This window comes from Cyclobacteriaceae bacterium (assembly GCA_030584025.1).
GTDB lineage: Bacteria > Bacteroidota > Bacteroidia > Cytophagales > Cyclobacteriaceae > UBA2336.
In genome coordinates this window covers 3078657-3096784 of the sequence record CP129487.1, presented here as the reverse complement: position 1 = coordinate 3096784, position 18128 = coordinate 3078657, and the positions used below count along the sequence as shown (strand labels likewise).

Genomic DNA, 18128 nt, shown 5'->3' with positions numbered 1-18128 from the left:
ATATTTAATTCTATATTTGATATGTAGCTACCTTTGTAGCTGTTAATAAACCCTGTCACTAATGAAAAAGTGCTATTTTTTTGGTTTAGTCGGGCTTCTGATTTTCCAATCAGCTTTTAAAGCCCCAGGTCAATTACCAGACCCGCAGTACCCCAACTATGTTGTGATTGGTGCATTTGAATTCAAAAAGAACGCAGTGAAATTTTCGTCAAAGGCTTCTTCCGAATTCAAGGTAACGTATGAGATTAACCCCAACCGAAATCTCTACTATGTTTACATCCTTAAAACCAAGGATCGTCAGGAGGCGATTGCAGAGGCGTTGCGCTTGCAGGCAAACTCTCCGTACAATGATACCTGGGTATATAGCGGTCCTTTGGGTAGCGATAGGGGTATAGTAAAAGGTAGCGACATTAATCCGGTAACGGAAGAGGCCATTGAGTCTGTTAAACCTACCGATTCGCCCGCCATGCAAGCGAATATTACTGAAGAACCAGTCGTAGCAACTGAAAAAGTTGAGGAAATGGTTGAGGAAGAAGCGGAAGTGGAGAAGCCGCTGCCTGCAAATGATGATAAGCAGAAGAATTTCTTTTTTAAAATTTACCGGGCCGATAACAGTTCCCAATTGGAAGGTAACGTAGATGTGATTGACGTTGAACGTTCAAGAAAATTAGGTACCTACGAGGGCAACAAGGCGGTTCAAGTCTCCTCGCCAGGAACTTCATCCGGCAACATCTCTCTGTTGTGTGAAGTGTTTGGTTACCGTAAGGTTCAGAAAAATGTGAGCTTCAACGATCCGCAGGAGGAAACTATCACTTTTGAAGAAGATAAGTATGTCGTTCCGTTTGAGTTGGTTCGTTTACAAAAAGGTGATATTGCTGTCATGTATAACGTTTACTTTTTTAAAGATGCCGCAGTAATGCGTCCTGAATCCCGTTGGGAAGTAAACAGCTTGCTGGATATGTTGAAGGAGAATCCAAACTATAAGATACGCATTCATGGACATACCAATGGAAATGCATCAGGTAAAATTATTTCGAAAGATGAAAAATCGGACAACTTCTTCAGTTTAACCGATACAAAAGATGGTTTTGGTTCTGCTAAGAAACTTTCAGAAGTTCGCGCAGAAATTATCCGCGATTATCTTGTTGCAAATGGTATTGATGCGTCACGCATGCAAATAAAAGCCTGGGGAGGGAAACGTCCTCTTGTAGATAAGCTTCATACACAGGCTCAGAATAATGTTCGCGTTGAAATAGAAATTTTAGAAAACTAATCCTGTATTGAGATTTCAGAAAGGCCTCACTAAGAAGCGGGGCTTTTTTGTTTGATTAATTTTCAATAATCCCACTTTCAAGCGTACGGCTGATTTGCCGTGTAATCTGATCGAGTTGTTCACTGCAGGTTTTAAGATGATTCATAATTACCTGCTTTTCTGACTCATTGGCCTGATCCATCAGGTTAATTAGACCAAGAATGCTGGATACCGGGGCGCGAAGCTTATGCGCATTTACAAACGTGTACTCGGTGAGTTTTTGATTTTGTACAGTGAGTTGTTGTGTGCATTCTTCAATACGATCTTCAAGTGTTTTGTTCAGTTGCTGAAGTTCTTCATTGAGTTTGATCAGGGCCGTAGCCTGAAGCTCAATGGCAATTTTCTGACTATGAATTTCCTCTGACTTACTTTTCAGCAATGCGTTCACAGAAAGAATCTTTCTTCTCTGCACAAGTAGTACCCAGGTCATTACCCCAGCCAGTATAAGCCCGAGACTAATGACAATGATGATTTGCTTTTGTTGTTTGAGTTGGGCATCGCGCAGGGCTTTTTCCGATCGAAGCTTACGGTTTTCTTCTTCCTGTACTTCGTTTTGATAGACCATTTGCATGCGGGCAATCTGTTCTGTCTTAGTCAGGTTGTATACGCTGTCTTTTAACTGATTGTGCTTGTATAAATTTTCAAGCGCTCCGGTATAATTGCCACGAAGTGAATCCAATTGCGATTTCTTTTGATAGTTAGTTACCAACAAATCAGTCGCTTTTACAAACAAGGCCATTTCGTTGGCAAACGTGAGGCATCGGTCTGCTTTTTCAAACAGTTTTAGCATTTTGTAGGTGTCTGCCTGGTGGTGATAGACCTGTATCAATATCCTGATTTCCCCAATTTCTGAGAGCATTTTTTCTGCACGGGTAAAGTAATCCAATGCGTTCTCCAGTTTGTTTTGTTTCTGGCTAATCAATCCAAAGCCCATGTAGTTGTAGGCAATTACCCGTTTATTATTATCGCGGATGGCTTGCGAAATCGAGTTTTCGTAATACTCATTGGCGGCTTTTAAATCACCAACCATTAGGTACTGCTCTCCGATATTATACAGCGTAATGGCTCGTGTGGCAGCATCCCGCTTCTTTAATTCAGCAGATTTTACTAAAAACTCCAAGGCTTTATCCGGATTTTCCAGTCGCTTATAAACTTCGCCAATGTTGTTGTAGGTCTGCCCAAGCCCGATACTATCTCCGATGGTTTGGTATTCCCGTGCAGCCTGCAGGTAATAGCTTTGAGCCAGTTCAAACACGCCTTCGTACCAGTAGGAGTTACCTACAATTGTGAGTGCACGCGCAAAACCTTTGGTATAGTCTATTTGCTGGGCTATTTCAGAAACATGTTGTGCAATTTTTCGGGATGCAATAGGATTGTTACGGAGCGAGGCAGTAGCCAATTCGTTCAGTGTGTTAACATACACTGAATCTTTGGGCAACTGCGCAAAGCGTTGCAGGCTATCTGGCAAAGGCGTTTGCGCAGCAAGCCTCAGCGTAATGATTAGACCAACAAAAACAATAAAAGGAGATACCCTTCTTCCCATCACAAGCCAGTTGATAATTAACTGGTCATCGCGCGTAACAAATCGTGCTGTGTTATGATGTGCACTTTTTGTGTTTCATCACGAATCAATACGGCCTTATTTTCCCGGTTTAGCAGGGAAGAAAGGACATCCAACGTGCTGTCAGGGGCAACGAATAACATGGGTTTATCCATTACCTCACCAACTGTTTTTTCCCGCAGTTGCGGATCCTCAATCATTTTTTCAAGCAGGGTAGATGAACTTACGCTGCCAACAAACTGATCGTTTTCAGTAACGGGAATCTGATCAATTCCTTCGCGGTTAAGCAATAAAATCACATCACTTACCCGTGCTTTCGGCTCAACCGTAACAAGTCCATCGTGACCATTGCGTACAGCAATAATATCTTTGGCTTTTGTACTGAATGATTTTGTTTCCAGAAAACCGTGGTCTTTCATCCACTGATCGTTGTACACCTTTGCCAGGTAGCGGGTGCCATGGTCAGGAAGAAGAATAACCATAACATCATCTTTCTTCAGGTTAGTACGGGCATACTCCAATGCACCGTGTACGGCCGAGCCACTCGACCATCCAATGAACAGTCCTTCTTCACGCGCAAGTCTGCGTGTCATTAAAGCGCCATCTTTATCGGTAACCTTGATGAAGAGATCAATCACATCGAAGTTAACGTTCTTGGGTAGAATATCTTCTCCGAAACCTTCTGTCAGGTAAGGGTAAATTTCATTCTCGTCAAAAATTCCTGTCTCTTTGTATTTTTTAAATACTGATCCGTAGGTATCTATACCGACACTCACTACGTTGCTGTTCTGCTCCTTCAAAAATTTAGCCGTACCGCACATGGATCCACCAGTGCCAACCGTAGCCACGTAGTGTGTTATTTTTCCATCCGTCTGTTTCCAGATTTCTGGGCCGGTAGTTTCGTAATGTGCCTGGGCGTTAGATGGATTATCGTATTGATTTGGATAGAATGAATTTGGAATTTCTTTGTTGAGTTTTCGGGCGATCGAATAGTAGGAGCGAGGATCGTCCGGGGCAACGTTTGTCGGGCACACAATAACCTCTGCGCCTACTGCCTTCAAAATATTAATCTTCTCCTGCGATTGTTTATCAGCCATAGTAAAGATGCAACGGTAACCTTTGGCTACCGCGGCAAGCGCCAATCCCATACCGGTGTTTCCGGAAGTACCTTCAATAATGGTTCCTCCTGGTTTTAAAATGCCAGCCTTTTCAGCATCCTCAACCATCTTTATCGCCATGCGATCTTTGGTTGAATTTCCAGGATTGAAATATTCAACTTTTGCCAACACGGTACCTGGAATTCCCTTAAATACCTTATTCAGTTTAATAAGTGGGGTATTTCCAATGGTTTCAATAATGGAGTTGTGATAATGCATGAATCAGGAGGATTTTAATTTCGAGTGCGCAAAGTTACTAAAAACCGCCCGAACGGGCCGGTGATGTAGGAAAAACAGCAAATCGCAAAATAAATGATTAGTTGGCGCTGCCCGCAAGCAAATAAAGTACGGCCATTCGTATCGCTACGCCATTTTCTACCTGATCGAGTATTACAGCGTGATGTGAGTCGGCTGCATCGCTGCTTAATTCCACGCCCCGATTTATTGGGCCGGGGTGCATCAACACAATTGGCTTTTTCAGTGCATCCAGCATCTTTTTATTGATGCCATAGTAGAGCGAGTATTCGCGCAGGGAAGGAAAATATTTTATCTGTTGACGCTCTAATTGAATACGCAGTACATTGGCAACATCGCACCAGGCTAATGCTTTTTTAACATCGGTTTCTACCAACACTCCGGTGTGAGAAATGAATTTAGGCAACAACGTTGGTGGTCCGCACACCATCACTTTAGCGCCAAGTTTTTGAAGCGCGAAAATGTTGGATAGGGCTACGCGTGAGTGTAGTATATCGCCAATGATGGCGATTTTTTTACCGGAAACGTCTCCTAATTTTTCGCGGATGGAGTAAGCATCCAGCAAGGCTTGCGTGGGGTGTTCGTGTGTTCCATCTCCGGCATTAACAATGTTTGCCTTGATGTGTCTTGCGAGGTAATGCGGGGCACCGGGGCTTGCGTGTCGCATCACCACCATATCCACTTTCATTGCGAGAATATTGTTGACGGTATCCAACAAGGTTTCGCCTTTTTTTACCGAGCTGGTGGAGGCTGAGAAATTCACCACATCAGCCGAAAGCCTTTTTTCAGCAAGCTCGAAAGAAAGTCGTGTGCGGGTTGAGTTTTCAAAAAAGATGTTGGCGATAGTAATGTCGCGCAAGGAAGGAACTTTCTTGATGGGACGATTCAAAACATCTTTGAATGTATCGGCTGTTTCAAAAATAAGTTGAATGTCCTGAGTGGTGATGTCTTTTATTCCTAGAAGATGTTTTTTACTCAGCTTCGACATGCTCAATCTTTATTATTAATCAGCCAGATTTTATTTTGTTCATGACCTTGCGCTTCCAGTTCTACCAAAACTTTTTGCGATGCCAATGTATTTACAGTTTTGCCTACATAGTCTGGTGCAATTGGTAAGTCGCGTGTGTGACGTCTGTCAATCAGAACCAACAGTTCAACACGGGCGGGTCTTCCAAAGGCGATCATGGCATCCAACGCGGCTCTTACGGTTCGGCCAGTAAAGAGCACATCATCAACCAGAATCACTTTTTTGTCTTCTATGATAAACGGAATCCGAACCTCACTTGCTTTTGCAGGGATTTCACGTCTTCGAAAATCATCGCGGTGAAAGGTGGCATCGAGGTAGCCCAAAGGCACCTCTTTTTTTGTTAATTTCTGGAGTTTTTTGTGGATGATTTCAGCCAAAAAAACGCCTCTTGGCTGAAGCCCAAGAATTACGCTGTTTTCAAAATCACCATGATTTTCAATGAGTTGCTGGCAAAGACGGCTTAAGGTTATATCCAGCAGGTCCGAATCGAGAATGAGTTTCTTCTGCATAAGCCGGGTACAAATATACGGCTTTCCTTGTCTTTATTCGAACCTGATTTTATTCACAAAGAAAATTTGTCTGGTGTGTCTGCCGGGGGTGTTTCTGCCGAAGTACTGAATACCCGAGGCCAGGAAGTGTCCGTTATACCAATACTCCAGCCGGGCTATTTTTTGATCTTCCAATGGTGCAGCGTTTTCCAATCCTGTTCCCAACTGGCGGAAAGACTTACCCTCAAGTACGGTATTGTCCTGGATAATTTTCGAGCGGATTTTATTATCGAATAAGTAAAGGAGTACAATTTTATCACCCTGTAGGTCCATTTTAACAAATTGTTCGAGTGTAAATGTTTTTACATCATTGATTTCAAAGCTGTTATCCCATAAAAGTTTTCCTTGTTTATTAAAGCCAAGTATAACCGCGTGGGTGTACTGATAACCGTCAAAGATCATGCTTGACTGAGTGGAGCCTATTCCATAAACACCCCGGTCAATGCTGCGGTATTTTGGATAAAAGGCTTCTCCCAACAGAATATATTCATTGTTGTACTCCACAAATTCGTGAACCAGAAAGCGATATTGAAAGCGGATTTTTTTTCCTTTAATTTTTTTTCGCTGGATTCGCTCTTTCACACGCAATTCCCGCTTAGCCTTCATAAACTTGAAAAAGTTCTCCAGGTCGGCAAAAGGAAAATAGAGGGGTGCTGAGGTTTCATCACCGTTAAGTTGGGCTAAAAAGATGCCACGTGAATATTCGGAATTCCGCTGTCCATAAACACCGGCTATCAACTGGTCGTTACCTAAAGTGAGTGCTCTTCCAAACAACAAGCTACTGTTCTCTTCAGGTTGTAAGATTTCGTTTTGGAGCAGGTCTCCGGTAGCGGTGTACCGTTTGATCCACAGGGTGCGTTGCCGCTGTATATTTTTTGCATTTATTAAAACGGAGAATTCTCCTGAGGCTTCACTTTCCATCTGAACCAGTTCTCCTTGTTCATTAAAAAGGCCGGGCAAGATTTTGCTTTTAAGGGTTTGAAAGTCGAAAAACAAAACCACTGGTATCCTTCCACCAAAATAGCCACCCACCAATGTTCCTGCAGGAGTCACTTCAAACTCTGTAACACGAAACGGTATGTAATTGCGAATGGTATACCTGCTAAAATTTCCAGAGGCCAGGTTTACCTCAATCATCTGGAAATGGATGTCTGCATAGGTTTTGTTTGTAAGAAGAAAATAGACATTGCCCTTTACTACGGCTTGTTTTGATAATTGATATTTGGGATCCAACGTAATTGAACCGAACCATTTCTGTTGAAAGGCGGTATCCAGGTGTATAAGCTCCAGGGCGGGTGAAGCTCCATCTCTGCCTCGGTATAAAATCAGCCCTGCGGTGGAACAGGGTAACACCTCGTAGTCACTTGCCCCTTTTATGAGGGGGATTTCAATGCGTTCTTTAAAGGTAAGTTGTGCATTACCCGAAAGAGAAAGCAGTAGAAAAAACTTAAGGGATAGAAATTTTATTGATGTAGAAAACCTGGCGATTTCCGGCCGCACGTTTTGCTTTATTGGCCACAGCATGTTGCCCCCAAACAAAGAAATGCTTGCCATACCAATGCCTGACATATCCTATGGATTTGTTTTCTGAACGAATCTCATCTCCCTCTGCAAGGATCTGGATTGTTTCTTTGATTTCTTCAATGTCACCACTTTCCAAAGTAATGATTTTTCCAATCAGGTCAGATTCCTTTTTGTACAGGATGTAGATTTCGTCCTTATCAACATAGCAATCGGCAATTTGTTCAAGTGTGCCGGAGCGCATATCCTCCAGCTTGAGGCTATAATCCCAAACCACTTTTCCTTCACTATTAAAAGCCATTACAACCGACTGTACCGCTTTTATTTCATCGTTATTGGTGCGCATGTTATTGCCATAACCGTAATAGTACGGATTGTACATGCGGTTGTATGTACCGGGATAATATCCCCAAAAGGGTGAGTAATAAGGATAGGGCGTAAATGCGTAGGGCGAGTTGGCGGGGTATCGGTTTATGGTGTTGCTGGGATTATAGGTTTCAGCAAATAGAATGAAGCCGTTCGGTTGCTCTTCAATTTTATACGGCATTACATAGTTGGTGAAATCCGGTAACCTGTTTTGTTTGAGTAAGGCTTCCGTACGCTCTTTAATTTTTGCCGCACGCTTTTCGGTTTGGTAACTCAGGTATTCATTGAGTTGCCCGAATGCAGTGACCCGTAATTTTTGTTCTTTAAACGGGTCAACCGAAAGCGCATAAAAGCCAAGCGATTGTTTGGAATTTCGGTTCCCCCATGTGCCCAGCACCATCATATCTTCCCGAATAAGGGAGCTTGCTATGCCGGTTTGTAAAAAGTAGTCTTCTTCAATGGGCGAGGAGTCCTCCAGCAATTCCTTACCGGTAGCATCAAATGTTTTGAAAACAAGTTTTCGTTGTCCACGATCACTACGGTCGACCAAAATAACATTGAATGTTTGATTTTGATTAGGCCTCAGATCAACCAATTCGGTTTGCTTTTGAAAGAACCCGGGTAAAACACGCGTGTTGTTTTCGGTCATGCTATACAGCAAAACTGTTGGTTCGGTATTCACATAACCCCCAACGATGATGTTGTCGGCTACTTTTATAAAATGCGTTAGTTGTAACGTAAGTTCTGTCTCTATTTCATAACGTTCAATAGCGGCATCACTCAATCGAACAGCAATTAAATCCAGTGTAACTTTCAGGTTATCGCCTGGCTTGTACAACAGGTACAGGTATCCGGGAGTTTGCTCATAGCCAATCAGGCTTTTGCGTTGATCAACCTCCAGAACGAGGCTGTGGCGTTCTTTAAGTTCATTGTCGAGAATAATTAATTCCCAGCTGCGGTTACCGCCTTTGTATTTGTTGTCGCTACGGATAAGGGCAATACCATCTTCTTTTAGCGAGATGATGGTAAAGTCGTCATCGGAAAACTTGTGTTCCTTTTCAAATCGTGCAGTTTGCAGGATCAATGGGTCGCGTTCATCCTGGCCAAAAGCAAGCGATTGGAAAAGAAATAGTACGAGTATGCCTGCGAAGCCTTTTTTCATTTCTGTTCACTCAATTCAAGTATGCGATCAAATTCTTCTTTTTTAACCGGCTGAACGGAAAGCCGGGCATATTTAACGAGGGCCATGTCGGCTAATTTTTTATCAGCTTTTACCTCTGCTAACGATACGCCACGTTTCAGTGCTTTTTTAGGCACCAGTTCAACAACCAGCCATTCTTTATCTTTTGGGTCGGCATAGGCTTCTTTTTTCACTTCCGCAATGCCCACCGCAGCCTTCTCTGCTCCTGTGTGGTAAATAAACACCCAGTCGCCAACTTTCATGGCCTTCATGTTTTTGCGTGCCTGAAAATTCTTAACGCCATCCCAAACGGTTTTCTTGTCTTTCACAAGATCGTTCCATGAATATGTATCGGGTTCAGTTTTCAATAGCCAGTAATTCATAAGCCATAGCAAATTTGAATTACTAAAGTAACAAACTTTAATGGGCTATAGTGTCGGGAAATGGGTGTTTTTTGGGAGTCTTGTTAATAAGCACGCACAAGTTTGCCTTCCATAAAGTTGACGAATGCCCGGTTAGCAACTTTCATACCGCCCGGTGTTGGAAAATTACCGGTGAAATACCAATCGCCCAGGTGATCCGGGCACGCCTTGTGCAGGTTTTCAACCGTTTGGAATACAACTTCCAATTCAGCTTTCATGGATGCAGGACGAACAATCTCTGCAATCTTAGCCGAGATTTCCTCATCGGTAAATTGCTCGTATAATTTTTTAACGTAGTTCTCTTCCCCTTTTGAACGCAGGCACTGGTCGTACACTTCGCCCAACTGGTAATCTTTACCGCTGTCCTTCACCAGTTCAATCATGGCACGGAAGGCCACAAAATCACTCATGCGACTCATATCAATTCCATAACAATCGGGAAAACGAATTTGTGGTGCTGAAGAAACAACCACAATCTTTTTTGGTCCGAGCCGATCTAAAAGTGTAAGGATGCTTTTTTCCAATGTGGTTCCGCGTACAATGGAATCATCAATGACCACTAACGTGTCTTTTCCGCGGTTGACTACTTCATAGGTTGTATCATACACGTGGGCAACGAGGTCATCACGATGTTGATCATCGGTGATGAACGTACGCAGCTTGGCATCTTTGATTACAATTTTTTCAATACGCGGCCTGAACGACAATACGTCTTCTACCGGATCTACAGAAGGTTTTCCTTCTATGATGATTTCCTTTTGTTTGTTGATCAGGTAATCTTCAATGCCTGCCATCAATCCATAAAATGCTGTTTCGGCTGTGTTTGGAATGTAGGAGAAGATGGTATTTTTCAGATCGAAGTGAATGGCACGTAAAACTTGCGGCACAAGTAAACGGCCAAGCTTTTTTCTTTCCTGATAAATATCCGGGTCGTTGCCCCGCGAAAAATAAATGCGTTCAAAGCTGCAAGACTTCTTTTCATCTACACGTGTAATGAGGTGTTGACCATACTCACCATTTTTATTGATGATCAGGGCGTGGCCAGGTTTAATTTCTTCGATTTGATTATACTCAATATTGAAGGCTGTTTTAATGGCAGGTTTTTCGGATGCAACAACCACCACTTCATCATCGGCATAATAATAGGCTGGTCGTATTCCGTTTGGATCACGTACCACAAAGGCTGAGCCTGATCCGGTTAAACCAGCCATGGCATAGCCGCCATCGAAATCTTTACACGCCCGCTTCAGTACCCTGGAAATATCAATCTCATTTTCAATGATCTCGGATATTTCCTTATTGCTGTATTTGTCTTTATAAAGCTCGAAAAGGTTTTGAACTTCTTCATCCAGGAAGTGGCCAATTTTTTCCATCACGGTGATGGTGTCCACTTTTTCTTTCGGATGTTGCCCGATGTTGATGAGGATGTCAAACAATTCATCAACATTGGTCATGTTGAAATTACCAGCCATAACCAGGTTACGGCTACGCCAGTTGTTTTGCCTTAAAAACGGATGAACGCTTTCGATGCTGTTGAGGCCGTGAGTTCCATAGCGTAAGTGACCCAGCCAAAGTTCACCGGTGAAGGCAACATTCTCCTTCAACCACTTTTCATTGCGGAATTTCTCCTTTCCTTCTTTTTGGGCGTTACGGAATTTTTTACCGATTTTCTTAAAGAGGGCTTCTACCGGCTGGCGTTTTATAGAACGGTACCGGCTGATGTACCTGCGTCCTGCTTCCAGGTCTATTTTGATGTTGGCAATACCTGCGCCATCCTGCCCCCGGTTGTGTTGTTTTTCCATGAGGATGTACATCTTTTTCATGGCATAGGTTGGGCCATATTTCTCGATGTAATAGGAGAGGGGTTTTCTCAGGCGGACCAGGGCAATTCCGCATTCATGGAGGATTTGATCACTCATGGCGCTTGGTAAAGCACAAAATTACAGCTATTCGTGCTACCCATCAACAGGAACGGGGGTATAAAGGTTTCAGGCTTTGGGAACGCTGAACCAGAAGGTACTTCCTTCGCCTAATGTGCTCTCTACCCAAATTTTACCGTTATTCTTTTCTACAAACTCCTTACAAAGGATCAATCCGAGTCCGGTGCCCTTTTCATTGGCGGTGCCGCGGGTGCTGTATGGATTAATTTTATCGAACAACATGTTCAGTACTTCAGGTTTTATACCAACACCGTTGTCGGATACGGCCACTACCCAATGGTCGGGCTTTTCCTCCGCAGTTAGTTTTATCTCACCACCTTCGTTGGTGAATTTGAGCGCATTGCTGATCAGGTTGCGGATCACCAGGTTAATGGTGTTGCTATCCGCAAAGGCAATGGATTCTGTGGGGATGGTATTGATAAAGTTTACCTGTTTAGTTTGGGTGGAGCGAATCAGTTCAATGTTTTCATTAGCCAGATTTTTCAGGCTGATTTTTGCAGGTTGCAGATTAATTTTATCCATCTGCAACAAGGTCCAATCCAACAGGTTGTTCAGCAGTGTACGGGTATGGTTAAAACGAACGCGCAGTTCTTTGATGGCCATGGGCAATTCATCGCTGGCGATAGCGCCTTTGTCCAATAAATCCAGTAAGCCGGCCAGGGCGTTAATGGGCGAACGCAAATCGTGCGAAATGATGGAAAAGAATTTGTCCTTTACCTGATTGAGCTGCTCCAACTCAATGCTTCGCTTCTCCATTTCTTCCTGATGTTGCAGCAACAGCGTATTGATGCGTTTTCTTCGCTGGCCGCTTCGGTACACCGTAACCAATAGGATTACAGATAGTGCCATCACGACAACCAAAACATTTCGGATAAATTCCTGGCGTTTGATTTCAGTTCTGCGAAACTCCTCCATCTTCGTTAGCGCCTGAATCTGTATATCTTTTGATTCTGTAGCGAAGCGCAACTGATCACGGAAAAGTTTTTGCTGCATTTCCTGACTGAAAAGGCTGTCGTTGAGGTTATTGAATTTTTTGTAATAAGCTAAAGCGGTTTTGTGATCACCTTTCTTTTCCCACAACTGGGCCATTTGTGTATAGCAATTGATTTCCAGTACGCGCGCATTGATGCGGTGAGCAATTTCCAGCGCGATGTCAAAGTGATTCTCAGCCTCCACAAAATTTTCTTGGGCGAGAAATACCGTTCCACGGCCTAATTCAACTTCGGCAATGCCAAACTGGTTATTGGTAAATTCATGGAGCTGATAAGCGGAATCATAAAAAGCCAGTGCACTGTCAAATTCTTTTTTGAACATGTATGCTTTGGCAATTTTTATCAGTGTTTTAGTCCGAAGTTCTTTAACCAATGTTTCCGGATCTTTTCGGATGAAATTATTGATCTCATCCAACGCCAGTTGCAGATATATTAGGGCAGAGTCGTACTTACCTTGCCGGATCATAACATCTCCCAATTCATCAAGCGCATAAGGTCTGCCTTCTTCATCTTTTAGCTTAATGCTGGTTTGCTGAGATAATCGAAGGTGTTGCAGGGCGGTTTCAAATTGACCCATTTCTTTAAATACACGGCCCACGTTATGAAGCACAATGTTCATCAGAACCGAGTCTTCGCGTGTTACATCGCCTTGACTTAAAATACTGTAGGCGCGTGTGAGGTAGTAATAGGATTCATCGTATACACCCAGTTCGTAGTAATAGTTGCCTATGTTGCTATAGCTAAGGCCTATTTCCGTTGAATCCTTTTCTTCATCAGCAATTTGCAGGGCTATTTTTTCGTGACTTAATGAAGAAGTGAAGTCACCTCCCAGCATATATACCAGTGCCATTTCACGGTTAGCCTTCAAACGCGATTGTGCCTCTTCAGTCTTGTCTGCCAAAGCAACTGCCTCCCGGGCATACTGAAGGCTTTTATTAAAGTTTACCAACATGTAAGAATTCGCCAAAGAAGTAAGCAACCTTACACGGGCTGTATCAGGCTGTTTGTTTTGAAGCTCTTGCTCCAGGCTATCAATGTAAGCACCTTGGCGGGCAAGTGAGGTGAATGCCAGAAAACAGCAGATTAACAGGGGACTATAGACACGAAAAAAGCTCATCGAAATTTGTTGAAAAATAATCTTTTAATAGCATTTCATGGTAATACAACTCATAAAGTTGTTAATAAAACCTCACTTATTTTGCTAAAAAAGCCTTAAAACAATACATGCGTTAAAAGTACGGGCTCATGGCACCCGGGTTGTTTACGTAAGCGTATGGCTTATAAAAAAAACTGCGACAAGGAATTTATCCCTGTCGCAGTCTGTATGCTTGCCTCTCCATTATACGTTAGATGAAAGTCGGGCTAAAACTTGTTCACGACCTTCCCGATGCGAACAATAACTACACTTAAAGTGCTTAATAAATAAACCGGTTTCATTTTGGGTGGGAGCCTTTTCAAGTTCTTCCCGGTCTATTCGGAAGGTAAAGTATCCGCACTCGGGGCATTCTTCAGAATGTTGGTAAGCAAAATACTTCTCAATTTTCTTTTCACCACTCGCATCATCAATCCAAACATCGTAATCAACCGAATGGAACATCTCCTCTTCAATCATGCTGGTTTCCAGGTGTGCATCCTCCTCTTTTTCGGAGAGTTTTCGCATAGGATTTCCCGTGGAAGAAACGCGGGGCTTGTTCCGGAGTTTGCGTAATCTTTTTTCAACAAAGCGTGGGTAATAAATGCGAACAGCACTGAAAAAGATGAAGTAAAAGATGATGGCAAAACTGGTAGTAATGAAAAGGCGAACATAAAACCAGGTCATGCCACTCTTGTGTATCATGTCGGTGGCAATGGTATTGAAAAACATAAAGCCAGCCACAATAAAGGCTATTATGGCATACCAGAAATACTTGATTTCATGCAGGTTTACATAGTCGTATTTTTCTTTGAAATCCTTGATCATGAGTATGCGAAACTCATGATAACCCAAAATCAGAAAGCCAAGGATGATAAAAGCGACCATTCCCAGGTACATATAGTTACTCCAGGAATCAAGAAATTCGTGTGGAACGTCCATGGTGAGTGGGGTTTAGGTAACTAAAATTACTAATAATTCCTTAGGCAACGCAAGATTTCGCAGGTTTTTCCGGATTCCCTTTGCATATTGTCTCCCAAACGGAATTCGAATACTTTTGACAAAATTTTACACTTATGGCCTATAGCTTATTGAAAGGAAAACGCGGTATCATTTTTGGCGCGCTTGATGAGAACTCTATTGCGTGGCGCACAGCCCTGAAAGTAAAAGAAGAGGGTGGAAGCTTTACCCTTACCAATGCTCCCATTGCCATGCGCATGGGCAAGATTAATGAGTTGGCCAAAATGTGCAATGCTGAAATTATTCCTGCCGATGCCACATCAGAGCAGGATTTGAATACCCTGTTTACCAAATCCATGGAGGTACTGGGCGGTAAACTCGACTTTGTACTGCACTCCATTGGCATGAGCCCGAATGTGCGGAAAGATCGCACCTATGGTGACCTTAACTACGAATGGTTTTTGAAAACACTTGATATCTCCGGTCTTTCTTTTCATAAAGTGATGCAAACGGCCGAGAAGACCGATGCGATGAACGAGTGGGGCTCCATTGTTGCCTTAAGTTACATTGCGGCACAACGCACCTTCCCCGATTATTCAGATATGGCTCAAGCTAAGTCTGTACTCGAATCGATTGCCCGCAGCTATGGCTACCGGTTTGCTAAACTGAAAAAGGTACGGGTGAATACCATTTCGCAATCACCAACAAAAACCACTGCGGGTGCAGGTATATCGGGCTTTGATGTATTTTACGATTACGCCCAGATGATGTCGCCCTTGGGTAATGCCACAGCCGATGATTGTGCGAATTATATCGTGTCACTGTTTTCTGATTATACGCGCATGGTTACCATGCAAAACCTGATGCACGATGGCGGATTTTCTTCTACCGGCATTACAGAGGATTTGATTGAACGCCTGACAAAGTAATCGTTCCGGTAACCGACAATTATGGTTACGTTCCCTCCCTGCAAAATCAATTTGGGGTTGCGCATCTTGTCCAAACGGCCAGATGGCTACCACGATATTGAAACGTGTTTTTACCCGGTTCCCTGGACTGATATTCTGGAGATACTTCTGGCAGATTCATTTTCCTTTACCTGTACCGGATTAGCGCTTCCCGGAGATGCAGAAGAAAACCTGTGTGTAAAGGCCTATCGGTTAGTACAGAAAGATTTCTCCTTGCCGCCCATTCACATGCACCTGCATAAAATCATTCCTTCCGGTGCCGGGCTTGGCGGAGGATCATCTGATGCGGCACATACATTATTGTTGCTTAATGATGTTTTTGATTTAAAACTTTCCGTTCAGCAGTTGCAGCGCTATGCCTCCATGCTTGGAAGTGATTGCTCTTTCTTTATAACCAAACATCCTATGATGGGTAGGGGAAAGGGAGATTTGCTTTCGCCTGTTGAAGTCACTTTAAAAGATAAATACCTGGTCGTGATCAAACCTCCTATTCACGTTTCTACTGCAGAAGCGTATAGTCGGGTTAAAGCGACCCAGCAAGAAATTGCACTTGCAGAAATACTCAAACAAGATATTTCAACCTGGAAGGATTTACTGGTGAATGATTTTGAAGAATCTGTTTTTAGTGTTCATCCGCAGATTGGTGAGATTAAGGATGAACTGTACAAACAAGGTGCCTTGTATGCCTGCATGAGTGGCTCAGGCTCAAGTGTGTTTGGAATTTTTTCGGATGAGGTAAATCTAAAAAATCAATTTCCAGGCACGACCTACTGGTCGGGAAAAGCTACTGCATAAATACGGGCTTATCAAACTTTCGTTTGAGGGTTGGGTAAACCAATACGGCACTGATGATAATTAACGTGCCGATGTAAAAATTCAATCCCATTTTTTCTTTGTCTCCCAAAATGATCAGCGCCATAATAATGCCGTATACGGGCTCAAGGTTCAGCGTAAGCTGAATGAAAAACACAGAAAGCTTTTTCATGAGTTTTACGGCCATAGAAAAAGCATAGACGGAGCATACCCAGGCCAACGCAGCGATGTAAACCCAATCCAGTGTGGTAGGATTTAATTGAAGCACTTGCTGATCGGCCAGTGTGTATTTATAAATCGGCAGAAAAAGGGAAGTGGCGATAAAAGCGCCTACCATTTCGTAAAAGGTAATGTTGTAGGCATCAATCCGCCTTACCAGTTTTCCATTGAACACAGAAAAAAGCGCGGCAGTAAAACCGGCAGCAATACCCAACGCCAGTCCGAGTTTGTATTCAAAATCGAAAGAAAAAATTACGTAAAGTCCAACAATAACAATGAGACCGAGAAATACTTCGAATATTTTTATCCGGTTTCGGTTCATTAAGGGCTCCAACAACGCTGCCCATAACGAATTGGTAGCAAAACCCACCAGGCTTACCGAGGCATTGGATACACGAGCAGAGCCGAAAAAGGCGAGCCAATGAATGCAAACAATAAACCCAATGAGCATAAGTTTGATGGCATCTCCTGAAGAAATTTTTATGCTGCCCTTGCTGTAAGCAATGTAGGCCCACATGCCGATGGCGGCCAACAAAGTGCGGTAGAAAACCATCTCCACGCTGGGTATGGAAATCAGTAAACCCAACACGGCCGTGAAGCCCCACAAAAAAACAATGAAGTGTAACTTCAGATAATCACCGGTAGTGGCCATTTAGCGCGGAACGTATTTGTACATGAATGCGGAAATGATTCCGAACACCAAGGTAGGAATCCAAACGGAAATGGCTGGTGGCATGGCGCCACTTTCAGCAAATGATCTAAACATAATCACGAATAAGATAAAGATGAACGACAAGGCAAAGCCAATGGCAATCTGAAGGCCGGTGCCCCCGCGACTTTTACGACTGGAAACAATTACACCCATAAAGGTGAGAATGAAAATAGAAAAGGGAGAGGCATAGCGCGTATACAATTCCACCTCGTACGCTTCAATTCCTGCTGATCCCCTGAACCGCAAGGTGCTGATATATTCCTTTAGTTCATCGATGGTCAGGCCGTCATATTTGCGATAATCGTTTTTGAATTCTTTGGGTTCAATTACCAGCAACGTATCCATGGCAAGTCCTGATGTTACCGTTTCACCAACAGAATCTCTGCGGACTTTCTCAAATACGTTATCCACCTTTCTGATTTTCCAATCGCGCAACGTCCATTTCGATTTGGCGGTGTCCCATTCAATTCGGTTGGCTGTTAATTTTTCAACGAGGCGGTTGTCATCAAATTTTTCAATGCTGAATTGATAGCCCACATCCGAAACGCTGTTGTAATTCTGAATATAGATAAACGTGTTGGGCGAAACCTGAAGGTGAATGTTGCGCAGGTTTGGATTGGAGCTCTTGTTCAGGTACTCAATTTCAAAAGCCAATCGTGTTTTGTTTGAGTTGGGTATAACCCAACCATTCAACCAAAAACTGGTGCCGGCAATCAATACAGCGCCAATGAAATAGGGAAGCATCATTCTTCTGAAACTCATGCCGCTGCTGAGCATGGCAATAATTTCAGTACGGCCCGCTAGCCTTGCGGTAATGTAAACAGTGGCAATGAATACCGTAATGGGTGTAACTAATCCGGCAATCCACGGAAGGAAGTCGCCATAGTAGCCCAATATTTGCCACGCAGAAAGATTAGCTTTAGAATACTTGTCGGTTTTTTCTGTCAGATCGATCACGGTAATGACCGCAAGCAGAATCAGCACCACGAAAATGAAGGTGGTGAGCATTTGCTTCAGTATGTAGCGATCGAGCAGTTTCAAAA

General features: G+C 43.2%; 15 protein-coding genes. 3 read left to right on the top strand and 12 right to left on the bottom strand.

Translation table 11 applies throughout. The features are described from left to right. Nucleotides 1-61 precede the first annotated feature (61 nt). The gene (locus tag QY309_13975) at nucleotides 62-1273 is read left to right on the top strand and encodes an OmpA family protein (GenBank protein ID WKZ58969.1); all 1212 of its coding nucleotides are present in this window, start codon (nucleotides 62-64) and stop codon (nucleotides 1271-1273) included. A 55-nt stretch (nucleotides 1274-1328) separates the two neighbouring features. Here the strand turns inward: QY309_13975 and QY309_13970 are convergent, their stop codons facing one another. From QY309_13970 to QY309_13925, 10 genes are all read right to left on the bottom strand, one after another. Then, on the bottom strand, nucleotides 1329-2855 hold the full coding sequence (locus tag QY309_13970; protein ID WKZ58968.1) for a tetratricopeptide repeat protein: 1527 nt from the start codon (nucleotides 2853-2855) through the stop codon (nucleotides 1329-1331). A gap of 17 nt (nucleotides 2856-2872) precedes the next feature. After that, nucleotides 2873-4249, bottom strand: a complete 1377-nt coding sequence (locus tag QY309_13965; protein WKZ58967.1) for a cystathionine beta-synthase — start codon at nucleotides 4247-4249, stop codon at nucleotides 2873-2875. Between the two features lie 97 nt (nucleotides 4250-4346). Then, nucleotides 4347-5273: an aspartate carbamoyltransferase catalytic subunit gene (locus tag QY309_13960; protein WKZ58966.1), complete on the bottom strand. Its 927-nt coding sequence runs from the start codon at nucleotides 5271-5273 to the stop codon at nucleotides 4347-4349. Between the two features lie 2 nt (nucleotides 5274-5275). After that, complete coding sequence (gene pyrR, locus QY309_13955) at nucleotides 5276-5821, bottom strand: bifunctional pyr operon transcriptional regulator/uracil phosphoribosyltransferase PyrR (GenBank protein ID WKZ58965.1); 546 nt, start codon at nucleotides 5819-5821, stop codon at nucleotides 5276-5278. Nucleotides 5822-5854: 33 nt separating this feature from the next. Continuing rightward, entirely contained in the window at nucleotides 5855-7360 is a 1506-nt protein-coding gene (locus QY309_13950) for a hypothetical protein (GenBank protein WKZ58964.1), read from the bottom strand. After that, complete coding sequence (locus QY309_13945; protein ID WKZ58963.1) at nucleotides 7308-8909, bottom strand: hypothetical protein; 1602 nt, start codon at nucleotides 8907-8909, stop codon at nucleotides 7308-7310. Before QY309_13945 ends, QY309_13950 begins: the two co-directional genes overlap by 53 nt. After that, nucleotides 8906-9310, bottom strand: a complete 405-nt coding sequence (locus tag QY309_13940) for an EVE domain-containing protein (protein WKZ58962.1) — start codon at nucleotides 9308-9310, stop codon at nucleotides 8906-8908. The genes QY309_13945 and QY309_13940 overlap by 4 nt, the downstream gene beginning before the upstream one ends. Before the next feature lie 83 nt (nucleotides 9311-9393). Further along, nucleotides 9394-11268, bottom strand: coding sequence for an amidophosphoribosyltransferase (locus QY309_13935; protein WKZ58961.1), 1875 nt, complete (start codon nucleotides 11266-11268; stop codon nucleotides 9394-9396). Between the two features lie 69 nt (nucleotides 11269-11337). Further along, nucleotides 11338-13398, bottom strand: coding sequence for a tetratricopeptide repeat-containing sensor histidine kinase (locus QY309_13930; GenBank protein WKZ58960.1), 2061 nt, complete (start codon nucleotides 13396-13398; stop codon nucleotides 11338-11340). A gap of 222 nt (nucleotides 13399-13620) precedes the next feature. After that, the gene (locus QY309_13925) at nucleotides 13621-14355 is read right to left on the bottom strand and encodes a hypothetical protein (GenBank protein WKZ58959.1); all 735 of its coding nucleotides are present in this window, start codon (nucleotides 14353-14355) and stop codon (nucleotides 13621-13623) included. Nucleotides 14356-14489: 134 nt separating this feature from the next. On the opposite strand from QY309_13925, the gene QY309_13920 reads away from it, so the two are divergent. Together QY309_13920 and ispE are read left to right on the top strand one after the other, a co-directional pair. After that, entirely contained in the window at nucleotides 14490-15302 is an 813-nt protein-coding gene (locus QY309_13920) for an SDR family oxidoreductase (GenBank protein ID WKZ58958.1), read from the top strand. A gap of 21 nt (nucleotides 15303-15323) precedes the next feature. Next, nucleotides 15324-16136, top strand: coding sequence for a 4-(cytidine 5'-diphospho)-2-C-methyl-D-erythritol kinase (gene ispE / locus QY309_13915; protein ID WKZ58957.1), 813 nt, complete (start codon nucleotides 15324-15326; stop codon nucleotides 16134-16136). On the opposite strand, the gene QY309_13910 is transcribed toward ispE, so the two are convergent. Next, entirely contained in the window at nucleotides 16126-17025 is a 900-nt protein-coding gene (locus tag QY309_13910) for a DMT family transporter (GenBank protein ID WKZ58956.1), read from the bottom strand. The two genes, ispE and QY309_13910, sit on opposite strands and share 11 nt — an antisense overlap. Further along, complete coding sequence (locus QY309_13905) at nucleotides 17026-18126, bottom strand: LptF/LptG family permease (GenBank protein WKZ58955.1); 1101 nt, start codon at nucleotides 18124-18126, stop codon at nucleotides 17026-17028. Nucleotides 18127-18128 lie beyond the last annotated feature (2 nt).

Excerpts from the sequence above, each read along its gene's own strand:
- QY309_13975 (WKZ58969.1), top strand. The coding sequence starts at position 62 with ATGAAAAAGTGCTATTTTTTTGGTTTAGTCGGGCTTCTGATTTTCCAA.
- QY309_13970 (WKZ58968.1), bottom strand. The coding sequence starts at position 2,855 with ATGGGAAGAAGGGTATCTCCTTTTATTGTTTTTGTTGGTCTAATCATT.
- QY309_13965 (WKZ58967.1), bottom strand. The coding sequence starts at position 4,249 with ATGCATTATCACAACTCCATTATTGAAACCATTGGAAATACCCCACTT.
- QY309_13960 (WKZ58966.1), bottom strand. The coding sequence starts at position 5,273 with ATGTCGAAGCTGAGTAAAAAACATCTTCTAGGAATAAAAGACATCACC.
- pyrR (WKZ58965.1), bottom strand. The coding sequence starts at position 5,821 with ATGCAGAAGAAACTCATTCTCGATTCGGACCTGCTGGATATAACCTTA.
- QY309_13945 (WKZ58963.1), bottom strand. The coding sequence starts at position 8,909 with ATGAAAAAAGGCTTCGCAGGCATACTCGTACTATTTCTTTTCCAATCG.
- QY309_13940 (WKZ58962.1), bottom strand. The coding sequence starts at position 9,310 with ATGAATTACTGGCTATTGAAAACTGAACCCGATACATATTCATGGAAC.
- QY309_13935 (WKZ58961.1), bottom strand. The coding sequence starts at position 11,268 with ATGAGTGATCAAATCCTCCATGAATGCGGAATTGCCCTGGTCCGCCTG.
- QY309_13930 (WKZ58960.1), bottom strand. The coding sequence starts at position 13,398 with ATGAGCTTTTTTCGTGTCTATAGTCCCCTGTTAATCTGCTGTTTTCTG.
- QY309_13925 (WKZ58959.1), bottom strand. The coding sequence starts at position 14,355 with ATGGACGTTCCACACGAATTTCTTGATTCCTGGAGTAACTATATGTAC.
- QY309_13920 (WKZ58958.1), top strand. The coding sequence starts at position 14,490 with ATGGCCTATAGCTTATTGAAAGGAAAACGCGGTATCATTTTTGGCGCG.
- ispE (WKZ58957.1), top strand. The coding sequence starts at position 15,324 with ATGGTTACGTTCCCTCCCTGCAAAATCAATTTGGGGTTGCGCATCTTG.
- QY309_13910 (WKZ58956.1), bottom strand. The coding sequence starts at position 17,025 with ATGGCCACTACCGGTGATTATCTGAAGTTACACTTCATTGTTTTTTTG.